Origin of the sequence: Paraburkholderia kururiensis JCM 10599 = LMG 19447, from assembly GCF_003986935.1 — a bacterium.
In the GTDB taxonomy this organism is placed as follows: domain Bacteria; phylum Pseudomonadota; class Gammaproteobacteria; order Burkholderiales; family Burkholderiaceae; genus Paraburkholderia; species Paraburkholderia kururiensis.
On the sequence record NZ_RJZE01000012.1, the window covers coordinates 58812 to 76765 of the forward strand.

The window sequence follows — 17954 nt, forward strand, 5'->3', positions numbered from 1 at the left end:
TGCGCACGGCCTGCCGCCGGCGTTCCACCCGTGAATGCGCCAGTTTGCGCCGCGCTGCGGCTCCAAGCGCATTACGCGTTCTTACAGCCACTTGCCGCGTCTTGCGCGCGAAATCTGCGGTTCTGCGATGATTCAATCCCGTGCGGCGGGCAAGCATCAGGAGGCGGTATGGATCACCTTGAGTCATTGCGAATCTTCTGCGCCGTCGTGGACGCGAGAAGCTTCACGCGCGCAGCGCAAGCAATGGGACTGTCGACGCCGGCGGTCTCGCGGTCGATATCGGACCTCGAAGAGCGGCTCGGCGTGCGCCTCTTTCACCGCACCACGCGGCACATCGCCCTCACCGAAGCAGCCGAACATTTCTACACCGGCTGCTCGCGCGTGATCAACGAGCTCGATGCGCTGGAAGCCGACGCAGGCCAGCACAGCCGCGATCCTTCGGGCGTGCTGCGGCTCGTCGCGCACGCTACCGCAGCCGTGCAGCTATTGCCTGCGCTCATCAACGGGTTTCGCGTGGCCTGTCCGAACGTGCAGGTCGAACTCACCCTGGCCGAGCGCCCCGTGGACCTGGTGGAGGAAGGCTACGACCTTGGCATCGTGCTGCCCTACATGCTGACGAGCGACCAGACCATTACGCGCGTCATCAATCGCATTCCGCTCGTGGTCGCGGCTTCCGCCGAGTACATGAAAGGCCGCGAAGCGCCGAAGACGCCCGAAGACCTCGCGACGCTCGACTTCGTCACCATGCTCACGTCGATTCGCGAGCCGAAACTGCGCTTTCGCAACCGCGCGTCTCATGCGAGAGATGCATCCGCTGATGACAGCCACGCGAAACACGAGATCGTCGTGCCGCTGAGATACGACATCTCGACGAACAGTGCGGCGTTCAACAAGGAACTGGTCTTGGGCGGCGCGGGATTGGGCATACTGCCGCGCTCGATGATCGAGCGCGAACTCGCGAGCGGCCGGTTGGTGCGAATCCTGCCGGAGTTCGAACTCGTGGACAGCGAGATCGAGCTACAGCTTGCGTGGCGCGACCGCCGGCTCATGGCGGCGAAGGTGCGAGCCTTCGTGGACTTCGCCACCACGTTCTTCACCGCGCCGCCTGCGCCTGCCGCGTCGCCGACGTTGACGCCTCCCCGCAAGCGCAGTCGCACGAGCACCGCGCAGCAGATCTGAGCAGGCTGCACTACCATACGGACGCATGTGCATGCATATGCACAACTCAGACGCCGTGCGGCTTTGGCATCCCACCCGATGCATGGCGACGCGGATTTCCGCAAGCAACCTGCAAGGAGACTCGAAGCATGCGAATTCTGGTCGTGGGCGCCGGCGGTGTCGGCGGATATTTTGGGGCGCGTATGGCGCATGCCGGGCGCGACGTCACGTTCCTCGTGCGGCCGCAGCGCGCCGAAGAACTACGCCACGCGGGCCTCGTCGTGCGCAGCCGGTACGGCGATCTCACGCTGCGCGACGTGAAGACGGTGGTGAAGGGCGACCTGCGCGAGCCGTTCGACCTGATCCTGCTCAGCTGCAAAGCCTACGATCTGGCAGACGCCATCGACTCCTTCCAGGCCGCGGTAGGCCCCTCCACCGTGATCCTGCCGCTCTTGAACGGCATGCAGCACGTCGACGAACTGCAACGCCGCTTCGGTGCCTCCAAGGTGATGGGCGGCCTGTGCCTGATCGCGGCCACATTGAACGCCGAACGCGAAATCGTGCATCTCAACGACATGCAGGCCATCGTGTTCGGCGAGCTGGCGGGCGGCGTATCCGAACGCGCGCAGGCCGTAGCCGAAGCGATGGGCAACGCCGGTTTCGACGTCACCGCAAGCGCGAACATCGTCCAGGAGCTGTGGGAAAAGTGGGTGTTTCTCGCGACGCTCGCCGGCATTACGTGCCTCTTCCGGGCCTCGGTCGGCGAAATTCTGGCGACGCCGGACGGCGAGCGTGCCATCGCGAATCTGTTTGCCGAGTGCTCGGCCGTTGCGGCCCACAACGGCTACGCGGTGCGGCCCGAATTCAACGCGCGGATGCGCGCGATCTTGTTTGCGGCCGGCTCGCCGCTCACGGCCTCGATGCTGCGCGATCTTCAGGCAGGCTCGCGCATCGAAGCAGACCACGTGCTCGGCGACCTGATCCGTCGCGGCGACGACCGCCAGCGAGACGACGCGGCGCTCTCCGTACTGCGGCTCGCTTACAGCCATCTGAAAGCCTACGAAGTGCGCCGCGCGGCGCAGCCGCAGGCGGGAGCCGCATCATGAGCAAAGCTCCGTCCTACGACGCCTGCAACTGCTTCGCGCTACGCCAGGCCTCGCGCTACGTCACGCAGATCTACGAGCGGCATCTGGCGCCCTCGGGTCTCTCGGCCGCGCAGTTCGCGATTCTCGCTCGCCTCTCGCGCAAGCCGGGCTCCACCATGCTCGCCCTCGCCGAGGCCATGGTGATGGACCGCACGACCCTCGTGCGCGCGCTGAAGCCGCTGCAACGCGACGGCCTCGCGGCCGCGGAGCCTTCCGACGAAGACGCGCGTGCGCTGGTCTACACCCTCACCGCGAAAGGCGCGCGCGTATTCGAGAAAGCGTGCGTGGCGTGGCGTGCGGCACAGACCGAGTTCGAGCAGCATTTCGGACGCGAGCGGGCCAAGGCGCTGCGCGGCGAACTGTTCGACATCACGCAGGCGATGGCGCATCGATAAGCGGCGTCCGCTCGACGGGCGCAAGCAGCAGCGACCGTACGCGGAAACCACGCGATGCACCGCAGCAAGCACATGCGACGCGTGGGGTCATGGTCCCTGCGAGCGTGGCCTTTTTGCTATCGTGAGGCTCCTTTTCCTTGCCGGAACGATCACGCATGAGCACCGCCGCGCTGTCGGCCCGCCGTCCGCTGGACGGCTTCGCCACGATACTGATGATCGTGCTGTGCGCGATCTGGGGCTTTCAGCAGGTCGCCATCAAGAGCACGAATGTGGTGCTCCCGCCTCTTTTCCAGGCGGGGCTGCGCTCGACCATCGCCACACTGCTCGTGTGGGGCTGGGCCCGCATGCGCGGCACACCGCTCTTTCGCGACGACGGCACGCTGGGCGCAGGCCTGCTCGCGGGCGTGCTGTTTGCCACGGAGTTCGTCTGCATCTTCGTCGGTCTCTCGCTCACCAGCGCCTCGCGCATGGCCGTGTTTCTGTACACGGCGCCGTGCTTCACGGCGCTCGGGCTGCATTGGTTCGTGGGGGGTGAAAAGCTGCGCCGCACGCAGTGGACGGGCATCGGCGTGGCATTCGCAGGCATGGCTCTCGCCTTCGCCGACGGCTTCGCGCGCCACGCGCCCGCCGGCGCCGCGGACAGCACGCATTCGATGCTGGCCGGCGTGGCCGGGGACGCGCTCGGCGTGCTCGCCGGCATCGCCTGGGCCGCTACGACAGTGGTGGTTCGTGCAACGAAGCTCGCGCATACGAGCGCGAGCAAGACGCTCTTCTATCAGCTCGCGGTATCGGCAGTGGTGTTGCTCGGACTGGCGGCCGGCGTCGGCCAGGCGCGCTTCGAGGCCATCGCATCGATCACGCCCCTCACGCTCGCGAGCCTCGCGTATCAGGCGGTGATCGTGGCCTTCGTGAGCTATCTGCTCTGGTTCTGGCTGCTCACGCGCTATATGGCGTCGCGGCTTTCCGTGTTCTCGTTTCTCACGCCACTTTTCGGCGTGACCTTCGGCGTGCTGCTGCTCGGCGAATCGTTCAGTTCGCGCTTTCTCGTGGCCGCGGCCATGGTGCTCGCGGGCATCGCGCTGGTCAACGCGCCGGCTCGCCGCGAGGCGTCCTAGCCGCGCCGCTCACTGCCTGCGCAACGCGCACGTATTCCTCCACCGGCACGTCTTCGGCGCGCCGCGCAAGATCGAACCCCAGCGCGTCGAAATCCACGCGGTCGCGGAATGCGCCCAGCGTATTGCGCAGCATCTTGCGCCGCTGCGAGAACGCGGCGGTCACCACTTCGCCCAGCACGCGGTCATCGACGTCCGGCAGTTCGTGCGGCGCGTACGGAATCATGCGCACGATCGCGGAATCCACCTTCGGCGGCGGCTGGAACGATTCGGGCGGCACGTCCAGCATCTTTTCGATCGCGTAGCGGTACTGCAGCATCACGCTGAGCCGGCTGAACGCCTTGCTGCCGGGCTGCGCGACCATCCGCTCCACCACCTCGTTCTGCAGCATGAAGTGCTGGTCGATCACGCAATGCGCGAACGTGGTGAGGTGAAACAGCAGCGGACTCGAAATGTTGTACGGCAGGTTACCGACGATGCGTAGCGTCGGCTTGTCGCCCGGCGCTGCAAGCGAGCCGAAGTCGAATTCGAGCGCGTCGCCCGCATGCAGCGCGAGCCGGTCGCCGAACTTCTTTTTCAGGCGGTCGATCAGATCGCGGTCCAGTTCGACCGCATGCAGCGGCTGCTCCGGCGTGGCCACGCACTCGACGAGCGGCTCCGTGAGCGCGCCCAGCCCTGGCCCGATTTCCACCATGCGCTCGCCGCGTTGCGGGCGAATCAATCGGACGATGGCGTCGATCACGCCCATGTCGACCAGAAAGTTCTGCCCGAAACGCTTGCGCGCGAAATGGCCCTGGTGCTGTCGGCTGGTGGACATCGATGGAGAAACCGGAAAAGAGTGAAAGCGAAGCGCCGTTACCCGTTACGTATCAGGTATCAGGCCGCGCGACGGTGCCGCGCCATGGAAACCGCGGCGTCCACCGCGGCGATCATGCTGCCCGCGTCCGCGCGGCCCGTGCCGGCCAGATCGAGTGCGGTGCCGTGATCGACGGAGGTCCGCACGATCGGCAAGCCGAGCGTGACGTTGATGCCCTCGCCGAAGGTCGCGTACTTGAGCACCGGCAAGCCCTGGTCGTGGAACATGGCGAGCACGCAGTCGGCGTCCTTCAGGTAACGCGGCTGGAACAGCGTGTCGGCAGGGTACGGGCCGCGGGCGTCGATACCCTCGGCGCACGCGGCATTCAGCGCCGGGGAGATCACGTCGATTTCCTCGCGCCCCAGGTAGCCGTTCTCGCCCGCGTGCGGGTTGAGTCCCGTCACGAGAATGCGCGGCAGCGGCACGCCGAAATGACGGCGCAAGTCGCTGTTGACGATACGCAGCGTCTCGACCAGACCTTCGACGGTGAGCGCGGCGGAGACGTCCTTGAGCGGCAGATGCGTGGTGGCGAGCGCCACGCGCAGCGGCCGCTGGCCCGTGCCCGCGAGCATCATGACCACGCGCGGCGTGTGAGTGCGCTCGGCGAGATATTCGGTGTGGCCGGTGAATGGCACACCGGCGTCGTTGATCGTGCTTTTTTGCAGCGGCGCCGTGACGATGGCGTCGAACGTGCCGGCCATCGCGCCGTCGATCGCGGTATCGAGCAGCGTCAGCACGTAGCGGCCGTTGGCGGCATCGAGCTTGCCCGCCTCGGACGGCGCCACGAGCGGCACGTGCTGCACGCGAACCCGCCCGCTTGCCACGAGCGACGCCCAGTCCACGCCCACGGCTCGCGCGCGCTGCGCCAGCAACTGCGCGTCGCCGATCACCACGAACTGCGCGTCCGGCCAGTGCGCCGCCGCGCCCGCGAGTGCCGCCGCCGTCAGCTCGGGGCCGACGCCGGCAGGCTCGCCGGTCGTGATGGCGATTTGCAGCGGCGCTTGCGCAGCGCCGGCTGCAGGCGAGGAAGTGGAGGCGGCGGTCATGGCGTGGAGTGGACGACGGAAGTGACCGTCTATTGTAGGGACGGCGTGCCGACCTTGTAGTCCACGTAGGCGCTGTCGCGCAACTGGCGCAGCCAGTCGGCGTAGGCCTGCTCCGCCTTGCGCTGGCCGATGGCCTGGCGCGCGAGGTCGATCTGCTGCGCAACCGAGCCCTGCGCTTCACGGCGGCCCAGCACCTGGATCAGGTGGTAGCCGTACTCCGTGCGCACCGGCTCGCTCACCTGGCCATCCTGCAGCGAGTTCATGGCGCGCTCAAATTCAGGCACCGTCTCGCCCGGGCTGATCCAGCCCAGATCGCCGCCCTGCGAAGAAGAGCCGTCTTGCGAGTAGGTGCGCGCGAACTTGGCGAAATCGCCGCCCGCCAGCACCTCACGGCGAATATCGAGCAGCTTCTGGCGCGCCTGCGGTTCCGACATGCCGTCGCCCACGCGCAGCAGGATGTGGCGCACGTGGGTCTGCGTGAGATGCGAGGCGTCCGCCGAAGGCGCGCCCTGGCCCGAGCGGCGCTCCATCAGACGCACGATTTCGAAACCGTCACCCGTGCGGATCACCGACGGATTCACCTGGCCCGGACGCAGCGTGGAAGCCGCCGTCACGAATTCGGCCGGCAGCTTCGAGGTGGGCTGAAAGCCCATGTCGCCGCCCTTGCCGGCATCGCTTGCCTGCGAATCGGACTTCGCGAGCTTTTCGAAACTGGCACCGCCCAGCGCCTGTTGCAGCAGCGCCTGCGCCTTCTGCTGCGCGGCTTCGATCTCGGTTTGCGGCGCGTTCTGCGGTGCCTTGAGCAGGATGTGCTCGAAGCGCAGATCGCTCGTGAGACCGGCGTTCGGCCCGCGCTGGCTCGCGATGTAGTTCGCGACCTCGCCGTCCGAAACGGTGATCTTGCTGTCCACTTCCTTCTCGCGCAGCTTCGAGAGCGTGAGTTCGGTGCGGGCGTCGTTCGTGAACGTGCTCCAGTTCACGCCTTCGGCCTCGATCCGCGCGCGGTACGTGGCGAGATCCATGTTGTTGGCCTGGGCGAGGCGTGCGAGCGTGCGCTGCACGGTGGCGTCGTCGATCACGATGCCGTCTTCCTTCGCCTTCTGCAGCTGGATGCGTTCGAGCACCATCTGGTTGAGCACCTGGAGGCGCAGCTGGTCCGTGGGCGGCACGGGCGCGCCCTGCTGCGTGAGACGCCGCGCGACGAGACCCGCCCGTTCGTCGAGCTCGCGCTGCGTGATGACCCCGTCGTTGACCACTGCCGCAATCGTATCGGCCACCTGGCCGCTGCTCGCGGCGCTCAGTGCCTGGGCACTCGCCGGCGTGGCCGGCAGGAAATACGCCGCAGCGGCGAAAGTTGCAGCCCATGCTGCGAGGCGAAGCTTTTTCATGATTCCCACAGATACTCCAAAGATGGCGGGCCGCTTCGCCCGTCTACTCGCGTTCGATGACGCATTGCCCACGCATTGTCGTGCCTGCTGCGCCGCAGTCATGTGTCATTCGTAGTTGGTGAAACGTGAATCGGGCGGCGGAGCCGGCGGCAGCGGCGTGTAACCGGCCACGCCCGCGCGGAACGCTGCAACGAGGCCGTTGTCGACGTTCGACAGCCCCTTGAGCGTGAGCTGCGCCAGAAAGCGCGTGCCGGTGGTCTGGCTGCCCGTGGTGTTCACGCCGTTCGCGTAGCGCTGGATACCCACGCCGAGTACCCAGCAGTCCGCGTCGTACTGCATGCCGACGAGGCCGTCCACGATCCGGTGCCCGCCCAGGTCGTAATTGAAGCGGGCCACACCGTACACACGGTGCGAGAGCGGCCATTGCCCCGAAATCAGAATCTGGTTGATCGGCTCGTTGGTGAGCGTCGTGTTCTGGCGCGTGTAGCGATAGGCGACGTTCACGACACGCGAGGTGCCCGGACTGAAGCCGAAACCCACGCTCGCCTTCGTCAGCTGATTGTTGTCGGCATTATATTGGAACGCCGTTTCCGAAGCGAAACCGGCCCCCAGCTTGAGCGCCGCGCCGAGAATCAGGTCCGAATGCGTCGTGGCTTCCGACGTGGTCTGCCCCGGCAGCAACGTGACGCGCTGGTCGCGGAAGTAGTACTGCTGCGCGATCACGAAGCGCGCGCGCTCGTCGCCCGTGGCCGGGTTGAGAAAGCGCGTGGTGAGCGCGGCGGTGATGCGGTTCGCGTCGGCGATGCGGTCGTTGCCGACGAACGTGTTCGGCGTGAAGATTTCCGCGAGCCCGAAGTCCGATTCGGCGGTGTCGAAGAGCGGCGCGAAAGTCTGGTTGTGATACGGCGTGTAGACGTAATAGAGCCGCGGCTCCAGCGTCTGGATGTAGTCCTCGCCGAACACGCGCACCGAGCGGTCGAAGATCAGCCCGCTGTCGAAGCTGAACGTAGGCACCTGCTCGGTGAAGTCCTTCGGCTGTCCCGCCGGCGAACCCGTACCGATATTGCTCAGGTTGTACGACGCAAAGTGCCACTGCACCTTCGGCGTGACGAAGTACCCAGGCCCCACGACCGAGTACGACACGTACGGGTTGAAGACGATACGGTCGCCCTGGGTCGCATCCTGCGTCGTGATGCGAAAGCGCGAGTAGTCGGCTTCCGCACCGAAGTCGAAGCCGCCCACGTTGTACTTCGCGTACTTCACGTTGAGCTCGGGCTCGCGGCCGTACGGCGGCGCCGAAGGCGCGAGCGTCTGCCAGTGCTGCCAGCGCGCGAGCACCGACCACGGCCCGTTGTTGTACGTGAGCCCCGCTTCCTGCTGATACGTGGTCTGCAGCCCGTTGATGAACTGCGTGGACGTGGACGACAGGTCTTCCGGATACGTGTTGTCCGAGACCTTGTTGTAGTACACGTAGCCGCCGAACCCGCCGCCGAAATTCTGGTTGTGCTGGATGTACAGCGCGTAGCGGTTGGTCTTCGTGATCGCGTCGTTCGGCAGGAATTCGCCTGTGATCTGGCCGGTATAGTTGGGCGACAGATAACGGTAGTTGACCTGCGTGAGCACGCCGCGCTTCGAGATGATGCGCGGGGTGATCGTGGCATCGCGGTTCGGCGCGATGTTGAAGTAGTACGGCACCGAAAGCTCGAAACCGTTGTTCGAGCTGAGCGAGAACGTGGGAGGCAACAGGCCGCTGCGCCGGTCGCCGGAAAGCGGGAACGACAGCCACGGGCTCGCAAAGATGGGCACGCCCTGGAAGAACAGCACGCCGTTGTGGGCTACGCCTTCGTCGGCGCCGGTATCGAAGTCGAATTCGGTGCCCTTGATGTACCAGGCCGGGTCCGACTCGCAGCGGCACGCCGTGTACGTACCCTTCGTGAACACCGATCGCTCGTTGTCGATCAGCTCCACGCGTTCCGCGCTGCCCGAGCCGCCCGTCAACGTGAAGTGGTACTTCGGCGCGGTCATGAAGCCTTCGCTCGACTCCACCTTGAGGTGCGCCTCGGGGCCGACGAACGTGTTGCCGTTCTGGGTGATGCGGACCTGGCCGTAAGCGTCGGCCATGTCGGTGTCTTCGTCGTAGTGGAGCGCGTCGGCCTTGACGATGGCCGTGTTGTGACGCACTTCGGCCGAACCCTTCGCGGCGATGTCCTGGTTGGCCGTGCCCGTCGTGCTGTCGCCCAGCACGAAGGTGGCCGGACGCTGGCCGGATGCCACCGGATGCTCTTCGAGCTGGGGCGCGAGACGCAGGCTCCACGGGCCGTCGAGCGGCTGCGGCTGCGCGGCATCCCCGGCGAGCTGGGCGTGCGCGAACGCGGGCACGAAGCCCGGCACGGCCACGAGCGCCGCGATGAGCCGCCTTTTGCCCGGCGCGCAGTCGTCACTGGAAGAGTTCGTCTGGAAAAACTGTCTGGGCGGCATGTAAGGTTTTGGCGGATCGGCCCGGCCGCGCGCCCTTCGGATCACGATCAGCCGCCTCGCGCAATCGAACCGTCGAACCGTGACAGTTGGAGTGCACAACCATTAACAATTCATCGGGCAATCGCTCAATCGCACGGCGATGAAGGCATGAAGCGGGCGGGCGAACCGTTTGTTCGGGGCTTTGGCGCGAGTCGCGTCAAAAAAGTCGTGGGGTATTATATGGCAATACGTTGTCCCCTCCCGTTTTCGCCCGGTTTTCATGACGCTCGACGCCGCCCTCCGCCATTCCAGCGCCCCCGATCCTCGACTCGATCTCCTCACCGCCTGGCTTGGCGGCCTCGCCTCGCGCCACGGGCTCGATCTGGCCACACTCGCGCCGGCTTCGTCCGATGCCAGCTTTCGCCGCTACTTCCGGCTTGCCGCCGGCACCCTGCCCGGCGGAACCGCGATTGCCGTGGACGCCCCGCCGCCCGAAAAATGCCGCGAGTTCGCCCAGGTGGCGCACCTGCTGGCCGATGCCGGCGTGCACGTGCCGACCGTGCTGGAAGTGAACTTCGACGCGGGCTTCATGCTCGTCACCGACCTGGGCACCGATTCGTATCTGAATGCACTCAAGGGCGCGGCGCCCGATGGCACGGCGTCCCCGACAGAAGCCAGCCGCCCCGCGCCGCGCGAACTGATGCGCGACGCGCTCGACACGCTGATCCGCTGGCAACTCGCGTCGCGTCCCGACGTACTGCCGCCGTTCGACGAAGCGTTCCTGCGCCGCGAGATGGAGTTGATGCCCGAGTGGTACATCGGCCGCCATTTGGGCCACACCGTGGATGAGGCGACGCGCGGCGTGCTGGACCGCACCTTCGCGCTGCTCGTGGCGAGCGCGCGTTCGCAGCCTCAGGTGTTCATGCTGCGGGACTTCATGCCGCGCAATCTGATGATCGCCACGCCGAACCCCGGCGTGCTCGACTTCCAGGACGCGGTGTACGGGCCGATCACCTACGACGTCGTCTCGCTGCTGCGTGACGCGTTCCTGTCGTGGGACGAGGCCTTCGAACTCGACTGCTTCGCCTGGTACTGGGAGCGCGCGAAGAAGGCGGGCTTGCCCGTCGACGCGGACTTCGGCGAGTTCTACCGCCAGCTCGAATGGATGGGCCTGCAGCGCCACATCAAGGTGCTGGGCCTTTTCTGCCGCATCAACTATCGCGACGGCAAGCCGCATTACCTGGCCGACCTGCCGCGCTTCGTGAACTACGCGCGCAAGGTGACGCAGCGCTACGCGCCGCTCGCGCCGTTCGCGAAGCTGCTCGATTCGCTCGAAGGACGCGGCGCCGAAGTCGGCTACACGTTCTGACCGATCGCTCCGACCCATGACGCAACCGCTCTTCAACCGCAAGGCGATGATCTTCGCCGCCGGCCGCGGCGAACGCATGCGCCCGCTCACCGACACCTGCCCGAAGCCGCTCTTGCCCGCAGGCGGCAAGGCGCTGATCGAATGGCAGATCGAAAGGCTCGCGCAGGCCGGCTTTACGACCATCGTCGTCAATCATGCGTGGCTGGGTGCGCAGATCGAAGCGCGGCTCGGTGACGGCTCGCGTTGGGGTGTCGCGCTGCGCTATTCGGCGGAGCGCGAGGCCTTGGAAACCGCGGGGGGCATCGCGCAGGCGCTGCCGCTGCTCGAAGACGCCGGTACGCCCGAAATCTTTCTGGCCGTGAGCGGCGACGTCTACAGCGACTTCGACTACGCGCACCTCGCGCGGCACGCCGAACGGCTCGCCGCGCAGCCCGAGCCCGGCATGCATCTCGTCATGGTGCCGAACCCGCCGTTTCATCCGTCCGGCGATTTCGCGCTGGACGATCACGTCTGCGGCACGCTCTCGCTTGAAGGCGCGCCGCGCTACACGTTCGGCAATATCGGCCTGTACGACACGCGCATGTTCCACGGACTGCCGCGTGGCACGCGCTGTGCGCTCAAACCGTACTATCGCGAATCGATTGCGCGCGGGCTCGTGACGGGCGAGCTTTACGAAGGCGCCTGGGAAAACGTGGGCACGCCCGCGCAACTGGCCGATCTGGACGCGCGGCTCAAGCGCGCCCAGTAGTCTCCGTCTGCGGCAACGCGGACGCATCCGGCGTTTCGATACCCTCAGCGGCGCCGTCCCCATCGCGCGCTTCCTGCTCGGCGCGCTGTTGCTGAAGCGCCCACATCTGCGCAAACAGGCCGCCCGCGCGCAGCAACTCCGCGTGCGTGCCCTGCTCGACGATGCGCCCGTGGTCCATCACGATGATCTGCTGCGCGTGCACGACCGTAGAAAGCCGGTGCGCGATGATCAGCGTCGTGCGATTGCGCGCGATCTGATCCAGCTCGTGCTGGATCGCGCGTTCCGAGCGCGAATCGAGCGCCGAAGTGGCTTCGTCGAACACGAGAATCGGCGGGTTCTTGAGTAGCGTGCGCGCAATCGCCACGCGCTGCTTTTCACCGCCCGAGAGCTTGAGTCCGCGCTCGCCCACCGAAGTCTCGTAGCCCTTGGGCAGCCCTTCGATGAACTCGTGGATGTGCGCCGCGCGCGCCGCCGCGATCACCTCGTCGCGCGACGCCGAAGGTCTGCCGTACGCGATGTTGTAGTAGATCGTGTCGTTGAAGAGCACCGTGTCCTGCGGCACGATGCCGATCGCGGCGCGCAGCGTGTCCTGCGCCACGTCGCGGATGTCCTGGCCGTCGATGGCAATCGCGCCGCCGCTCGCGCGGTCCAGATCGTAGAAGCGGAACAGCAGCCGCGCGAGCGTCGACTTGCCCGAGCCGCTGTGGCCCACCACCGCGGTCGTCGTGCCCGCGGCAATCGTGAAGCTCACGTCGTGCAGAATGGGCCGCGACGCTTCATAGGCGAAGTTCACGTGATCGAAGCGCACTTCGCCGCCGCGTACCGCGAGCGGCGGCGCGTTCGGCGCGTCGGGCACTTCGCGCATCACGCCCATCAGCGAAAACATGCGGTCCATGTCGGTCAGACTCTGCTTGAGCTCGCGATACACCACACCCAAAAAATTGAGCGGGATGTAGAGCTGCAACATGAACGTGTTGATGAGCACGAGGTCGCCCAGCGTGAGGCGGCCCGCCATCACGCCTTGCGTCGCGCGCCAGAGAATGAACACGAGCCCGGTGCCGATAATCGCCTGCTGCCCGAAGTTCAGCGCCGAAAGCGAGTTCTGCGACTTGATGGCCGCCGCGCGATAGCGCTTGAGGTTTTCGTCGTAGCGCTGCGCTTCCCATTCCTCGTTGCCGAAGTACTTCACGGTTTCGTAGTTCAGCAGCGAATCGATGGCACGCGAGTTCGCGCGCGAGTCGAGTTCGTTCATCGTGCGCCGGAAGTGCGTGCGCCATTCCGTGACCTTCACCGTGAACACGATGTACGCGACGAGTGCCACGAGCGTGACGATCGCGTAGTAGGCCTCGTAGCGCACCACGAAGAAGCCCAGCACGAGGCCGACTTCGACGAGCGTCGGCAGGATGCTGTAGAGGGAGTACGAAATGAGTTGCGTGATGCCGCGCGTGCCACGCTCGATATCGCGCGACATGCCGCCCGTCTGCCGGTCCAGGTGAAAGCGCAGCGAGAGTGCATGCAGATGCCGGAACACCTTCAGCGCGAGTTGCCGCACCGCGCTTTCGGTGACCTTCGAAAACAGGATTTCGCGCAGTTCGGTGAAGAGCGAAGTGGAGAGGCGCACCACCGCATAGGCGATCACGAGCAGCCCGATGCCGCCCGCCAGCACGATGGAGGGCGCATGCTCCGCGCGCCCGAGCGCCGTGAGCTGCTGCACGGAGGCGAGACTGTCGACGATGCGTTTCATCACGACCGGCACGCCCAGGTTCGCCACCTTCGCGCCGATCAGGCAGGTCAGCGCGAAGATCACGCGCCACTTGTAGGTAGCAAGGTACGGCAGCAGCGAAACGATGGTCTGCCAGTCGTTACGCGGACCGGTTGCGAGCGGCGAAGGCTCGCCGGAAGGAGGAAGGCGACGCATGGATTCTGGAGTGGGGTTCGTGACGGGCGGGTTCTGCGCGCCTCGCCGCTGCGCACTTTCCCGTACAATTTCTGATCTTCCGTATTGTCGCAGAAGGCCGCGGCCGCCGCTTCAGGCCGCCGCGCCTCCCTCCATACACACGAATCCGTCCACACGCGCCCTTTCCATGGATAAACACATGACCGAGTCCATCCACCTTCCGCAGAAGCCGCCCGCGCTACGCGTCGTGCCGCAGCCTTCGGACGCGAACGTCCACGGCGACGTGTTCGGCGGCTGGATCATGGCGCAGGTGGACATTGCCGGCTCGATTCCGGCCAGCCGCCGCGCCAACGGACGGGTGGCCACCATCGCGGTCAACTCGTTCATCTTCAAGCAGCCGGTATTCGTGGGCGACCTGCTGAGCTTCTACGCGGACATCGTGAAGACGGGCAATACGTCGGTCACCGTGTCGGTGGAGGTTTACGCGCAGCGCATGAGCCTCACGCAAGACGTCGTAAAGGTGACCGAAGCCACGCTCACCTACGTCGCCACCGACTCCGACCGCCGCCCGCGCGCCCTGCCCGCGCTCGACTGAGCACGCGCCGGAGAAACGCGCCGCCGGGGCTTGCGCGCTAAGCCTCGGCGCACTCCATCCCGCCCTGCAGCAGATTCGCGATGGCGTCGCGCGGCATCGGACGGGCAAAGAAGAACCCCTGCATCTCGTCGCAGGCTCGTTCCTTCAGGAAGTCGAGCTGCGCCGACGTCTCCACGCCTTCCGCAATCACCTGCAGTTCCAGCGAGTGCGCGAGCGCGATGATCGCGGACGTGATCGTCTCGTCGTCGCCCGAAATGCCGATGTCGGACACGAACGAGCGGTCGATCTTGAGGCGGTCCACGGGGAAGCGCTTGAGGTAGCTCAAGCTCGAATAGCCGGTGCCGAAGTCGTCGATGGCGAGGCCAATGCCGAGCGCGTGCAGATCGTTGAGCATGATCACCGCTTCCTCGGCGTTGCGCATGATGGTGCTTTCGGTGAGTTCGAGTTCCAGGTACTGCGGATCGAGCCCGGTCTCTTCGAGCACCTGCATGACAAGCCGCGTGATGTTGCGCTGCTGGAACACGCGCGCCGAGAGATTCACCGACACGCGCGCCGGCGGCAGCCCCGCCGCCTGCCACGCCTTGTTCTGGCGGCACGCCTCGCGCAGCACCCATTCGGAAAGCGGTCCGATCAGCCCGCTTTCCTCGGCAACCGGAATGAACGCCGACGGCGAGACGAGCCCCGCTTCGGGGTCCTGCCAGCGCACGAGCGCCTCCATGCCCACGATCCGGCCGGTGTCGATGTCGATCTGCGGCTGGTAGTGCAGCAGGAATTCGTTGTCGCGCAGCGCCCGCCGCAGGCGCCGCTCCAGCGAAAGCCGCGCGGTCGCGCTCGCGTTCATCTCCGGCTGGAAGAACTGGAAGGTGTTGCGCCCCATGTCCTTCGCGCGGTACATCGCGAGGTCGGCCTTCTTCATCAGCGTTTCGGCGTCGTCGCCGTCTTGCGGGAAGAGGCTCGCGCCCATGCTGCAGCCCACGTAAAGCTCGTTGCCGTCCAGCCAGACCGGCTCCGAAATCGCGGCCCGCGCGCGCTCCATCCACGCGATCAGCGACTGCTCGTCCACCGTGTCCGTCATCACGATCACGAATTCGTCGCCGCCGTGGCGCGCCACCGTGTCGCTTGCCCGCGCACAGCGCGCCAGGCGTTCGGCCACGACGGAGAGCAGCCGGTCGCCGATGCTGTGGCCGAGGCTGTCGTTCACGTTCTTGAAGCCGTCGAGGTCGATGAACACGACAGCGAGCCCGCGGTCGCGCCGCTGCGCCGCGACGAGCGCCTGCTGAAGCCGGTCGCGCAGCAGGTTACGGTTGGGCAACCGCGTGAGGCCGTCGTAGTTCGCCTGGTATTCGAGCTGTTCCTGGTAGCGCATCAGCTCGGTCACGTCGCTCACGATGCCGACGTGGTGCGTGGTGCGCCCGTCCGCGTCGGGCACCGGCGCAATGAACAGCTGATTCCAGAACAGCGCGCCGTCCTTGCGATAGTTACGCAGCACGGCGCTCACCTCGCGGTTGGCGGCGAGCGCCTGGCGGATGGCGTGCAGCCCTTCCTGGTCGCGGTCGTCGCGCTGCAACAGCCGGCAGTCCTGTCCCACCACTTCGGCGGGGTCATAGCCCGTGATGCGCGCGAAGGCCGGGTTCGCGTACTCGATCAGATGGCCGCCCGGCCCCGGGCCCGTGATGATGATCGCGTTCACGCTCGCGTCGAGCGCGCGGCTTTGCAGGCGCAGCGCGAGGTCGGCGCGCTTGCGCTCCGTGATATCGGTGTAGGAGCCGAGCACGCCCAGCACGTTGCCGTCGCCCGCCGTGAACGGCAGCTTGCTCGTGACGGTGGTGCGATGCACGCCGTCGATCACGAGGTCCACTTCGAAGTTGAGCTTGGGCACGCCGGACTCGATCACCTCGCGGTCGTGCGCGCGCACGGTGTCGGCGAACTGGCGCCAGGGCAGGTCGTAGTCGGTCTTGCCGATCACCTGTTCCGGGTACGCAAGCCCCGCGTCGCGCGCGAACGCCATGTTGCAGCCCAGGTAGCGGAATTCGCGGTCCTTCCAGAAAATGCGCTGCGGAATGCTGTCGATCACCGTCTCCAGCATCTGGTTGGAACGCTGGGCTTCGGCTTCGGCGGCGATCTGCTCGGTCACGTCGTCGGCGAGCACGAACACCGCGTGGCGGCCCATGAACGTGAGCGTGTGGTACGAGATGTCCGCACTCACGTGCGAGCCGTCGCGCCGCACGTGATGCCAGATGCCGGCCATGGTGCGGCCGCCGTGCGAAGACGGGTCGCTGCGCGTGAGATGCGATTCGAGCCGCGTCGCGTCCTCGGGCGTATGAATGGCGCGCACCGACATCGCGAGGAACTCGGTTTCGCTGTAGCCGTACTGCTGGATCGCGGCCAGATTGACGGCGAGAAAGCGCAACGTGTCGCGGTCGAAGATGTACATGGGCACAGGATGCGCTTCGAACAGGCCGTGAAAGCGTTCGTCGCTGCTGCGCAGTGCCCGCGCGATGCGCAGCTTTTCGCGCGCGGCGTTCTCGCGCACGCCGAAGGTATAGATGAGCAGCGTGCCGCCCGCGAGCATCGAAATGACGAGCAGCACCACGGCCCGGCGGTTTTCGGCGATGGAATCGTCGATCACCTTTTCGAGCGCGATGCGCTGCTTCTGCTGCAATGCCGAGAACTGCGATTCGAAGCGGCCCATCTGCACGTCGAGCCGCATGTACACCGGCGCCACCCACGTACGCGCGTCTTCGCTGCCGGCCGGCCCGGGGCGCGCCGTGCGCGCCAGCGCTACGCGCAGATCACGCTGGAAGGCATCAGCGTCGAGGGCGAGGTTATCGAAGTCGGCCGCCATGTCCGGCGTGTCGGCGAAGGCGGTGCGCAGCCGCGCCACGGTCTGGTCGAGCGTTGCCGTACGCTCGCGCATCGCTGGCTCGCTTTCGCCCTCGCCCGCGGTCTCGTAGCGGCCGAGCGCCATCAGCTCGTCGTTGAGCGTGTCGCGAAAGGTGTCCAGATCCTGACGGATGTGCGTGGCCCGCAAGGTGCGGGCGTCGGCCTCGCGCTGCCCGCGTATCTGCGTGTACGCGACGAACGCGTTCGCGCCGACAGCGGCGGCCACGACCGCCACGTTGATCAGCAGCCGCTTCGAGAAGAAAGAGTTCATGGGTTCCGGGCGTCGTTCGTCCTGCGGTCGGGGTGCCTGCGGGGCTTTATTCACCACATATCTGCGACGGGCAGGCGCGCGATGCGCCTCAACCTATGGATAACGGCAGCGTCCGGAACAGTTTGAGGGAAAAGAAAAAAATTCCGTTCAGGCCGGTTTGGCCAAACCAAATTCGCGCATGGCGGGCAGGAAATCGTGATTGCCTTCCGGCTTGCGCGAGAGCTTGGCAAGAACGTAGCGCTTGAATGGGGCCAGCTGCGCCCATTGCTCGCTGGTTGGCGCGGGGAGGCTCGCGAGCGACGCCTGGTGCAGCACGCCGTCGGGCACCGCGCCGGCTTCACGCCAGGCCGGCGCGGTGTCGGGCGTGAACCATTCCGGCTCCACGTTGGCGTGCGTGCGCAGCATCTCGAAGAGCGCGTGGTCGAAATTCGGCTCGATCTGTGCGTCTTCCTCCACCGGGAAGCGCGCGAGCAGCTTGCGGTCCTCGTACGGCAGCATCTGCCATTGAGCGAGCGAGATGCGCAGGCCGAAGCGGTCCAGGTTGAAGCGGACCGACATCGGAATGTAAGTGAGGTCCTCGGAAGAGGCGACCTCGAACTGGAAAAGCAGCGGCGCTTCGTGGAGTCCCATGGCG

Annotated in this window: 14 protein-coding genes; 7 read left to right on the top strand and 7 right to left on the bottom strand. The window is 66.3% G+C overall.

The window, feature by feature from the left end:
- Positions 1 to 168 precede the first annotated feature (168 nt).
- The 4 genes from PKKP23_RS15930 (at position 169) to PKKP23_RS15945 (ending at position 3813) form a co-directional block, all read left to right on the top strand.
- Positions 169 to 1179, top strand: a complete 1011-nt coding sequence (locus PKKP23_RS15930; RefSeq protein ID WP_126877621.1) for a LysR family transcriptional regulator — start codon at positions 169 to 171, stop codon at positions 1177 to 1179.
- A 128-nt stretch (positions 1180 to 1307) separates the two neighbouring features.
- Positions 1308 to 2264, top strand: a complete 957-nt coding sequence (gene panE, locus PKKP23_RS15935; RefSeq protein WP_126877622.1) for a 2-dehydropantoate 2-reductase — start codon at positions 1308 to 1310, stop codon at positions 2262 to 2264.
- Complete coding sequence (locus PKKP23_RS15940; RefSeq protein WP_017772715.1) at positions 2261 to 2698, top strand: MarR family winged helix-turn-helix transcriptional regulator; 438 nt, start codon at positions 2261 to 2263, stop codon at positions 2696 to 2698. The genes panE and PKKP23_RS15940 overlap by 4 nt, the downstream gene beginning before the upstream one ends.
- A gap of 155 nt (positions 2699 to 2853) precedes the next feature.
- Positions 2854 to 3813 (top strand): DMT family transporter, encoded by a 960-nt coding sequence (locus tag PKKP23_RS15945; protein ID WP_126877623.1) that lies wholly within the window; start codon positions 2854 to 2856, stop codon positions 3811 to 3813.
- Here PKKP23_RS15945 and rsmA read toward each other — a convergent pair.
- The 4 genes from rsmA to PKKP23_RS15965 form a co-directional block, all read right to left on the bottom strand.
- Positions 3782 to 4627: a 16S rRNA (adenine(1518)-N(6)/adenine(1519)-N(6))-dimethyltransferase RsmA gene (gene rsmA / locus PKKP23_RS15950; RefSeq protein WP_126877624.1), complete on the bottom strand. Its 846-nt coding sequence runs from the start codon at positions 4625 to 4627 to the stop codon at positions 3782 to 3784. The two genes, PKKP23_RS15945 and rsmA, sit on opposite strands and share 32 nt — an antisense overlap.
- 59 nt (positions 4628 to 4686) lie before the next feature.
- Complete coding sequence (gene pdxA, locus PKKP23_RS15955) at positions 4687 to 5712, bottom strand: 4-hydroxythreonine-4-phosphate dehydrogenase PdxA (protein WP_126877625.1); 1026 nt, start codon at positions 5710 to 5712, stop codon at positions 4687 to 4689.
- Between the two features lie 29 nt (positions 5713 to 5741).
- Positions 5742 to 7100: a peptidylprolyl isomerase gene (locus tag PKKP23_RS15960; protein ID WP_017772711.1), complete on the bottom strand. Its 1359-nt coding sequence runs from the start codon at positions 7098 to 7100 to the stop codon at positions 5742 to 5744.
- Between the two features lie 105 nt (positions 7101 to 7205).
- On the bottom strand, positions 7206 to 9578 hold the full coding sequence (locus PKKP23_RS15965; RefSeq protein ID WP_126877627.1) for an LPS-assembly protein LptD: 2373 nt from the start codon (positions 9576 to 9578) through the stop codon (positions 7206 to 7208).
- A gap of 259 nt (positions 9579 to 9837) precedes the next feature.
- Between PKKP23_RS15965 and PKKP23_RS15970 the strand changes: the two genes are divergently transcribed.
- Positions 9838 to 10926, top strand: coding sequence for an aminoglycoside phosphotransferase family protein (locus PKKP23_RS15970; protein WP_126877628.1), 1089 nt, complete (start codon positions 9838 to 9840; stop codon positions 10924 to 10926).
- Between the two features lie 16 nt (positions 10927 to 10942).
- The gene (gene murU, locus PKKP23_RS15975; RefSeq protein ID WP_126877629.1) at positions 10943 to 11674 is read left to right on the top strand and encodes an N-acetylmuramate alpha-1-phosphate uridylyltransferase MurU; all 732 of its coding nucleotides are present in this window, start codon (positions 10943 to 10945) and stop codon (positions 11672 to 11674) included.
- On the opposite strand, the gene PKKP23_RS15980 is transcribed toward murU, so the two are convergent.
- Positions 11658 to 13592, bottom strand: a complete 1935-nt coding sequence (locus tag PKKP23_RS15980; RefSeq protein ID WP_126877630.1) for an ABCB family ABC transporter ATP-binding protein/permease — start codon at positions 13590 to 13592, stop codon at positions 11658 to 11660. The genes murU and PKKP23_RS15980 overlap by 17 nt on opposite strands.
- A 178-nt stretch (positions 13593 to 13770) precedes the next feature.
- Here PKKP23_RS15980 and PKKP23_RS15985 point away from each other — a divergent pair, with 178 nt between their 5' ends.
- Positions 13771 to 14166, top strand: a complete 396-nt coding sequence (locus PKKP23_RS15985; RefSeq protein ID WP_017772706.1) for an acyl-CoA thioesterase — start codon at positions 13771 to 13773, stop codon at positions 14164 to 14166.
- A 37-nt stretch (positions 14167 to 14203) separates the two neighbouring features.
- Here the strand turns inward: PKKP23_RS15985 and PKKP23_RS15990 are convergent, their stop codons facing one another.
- Positions 14204 to 17320 (bottom strand): sensor domain-containing protein, encoded by a 3117-nt coding sequence (locus PKKP23_RS15990; RefSeq protein ID WP_126877631.1) that lies wholly within the window; start codon positions 17318 to 17320, stop codon positions 14204 to 14206.
- A 147-nt stretch (positions 17321 to 17467) separates the two neighbouring features.
- A complete protein-coding gene (locus tag PKKP23_RS15995) occupies positions 17468 to 17950 on the bottom strand; it encodes a nitrate reductase associated protein (RefSeq protein ID WP_126877632.1) in 483 nt (160 codons plus the stop codon).
- Positions 17951 to 17954 lie beyond the last annotated feature (4 nt).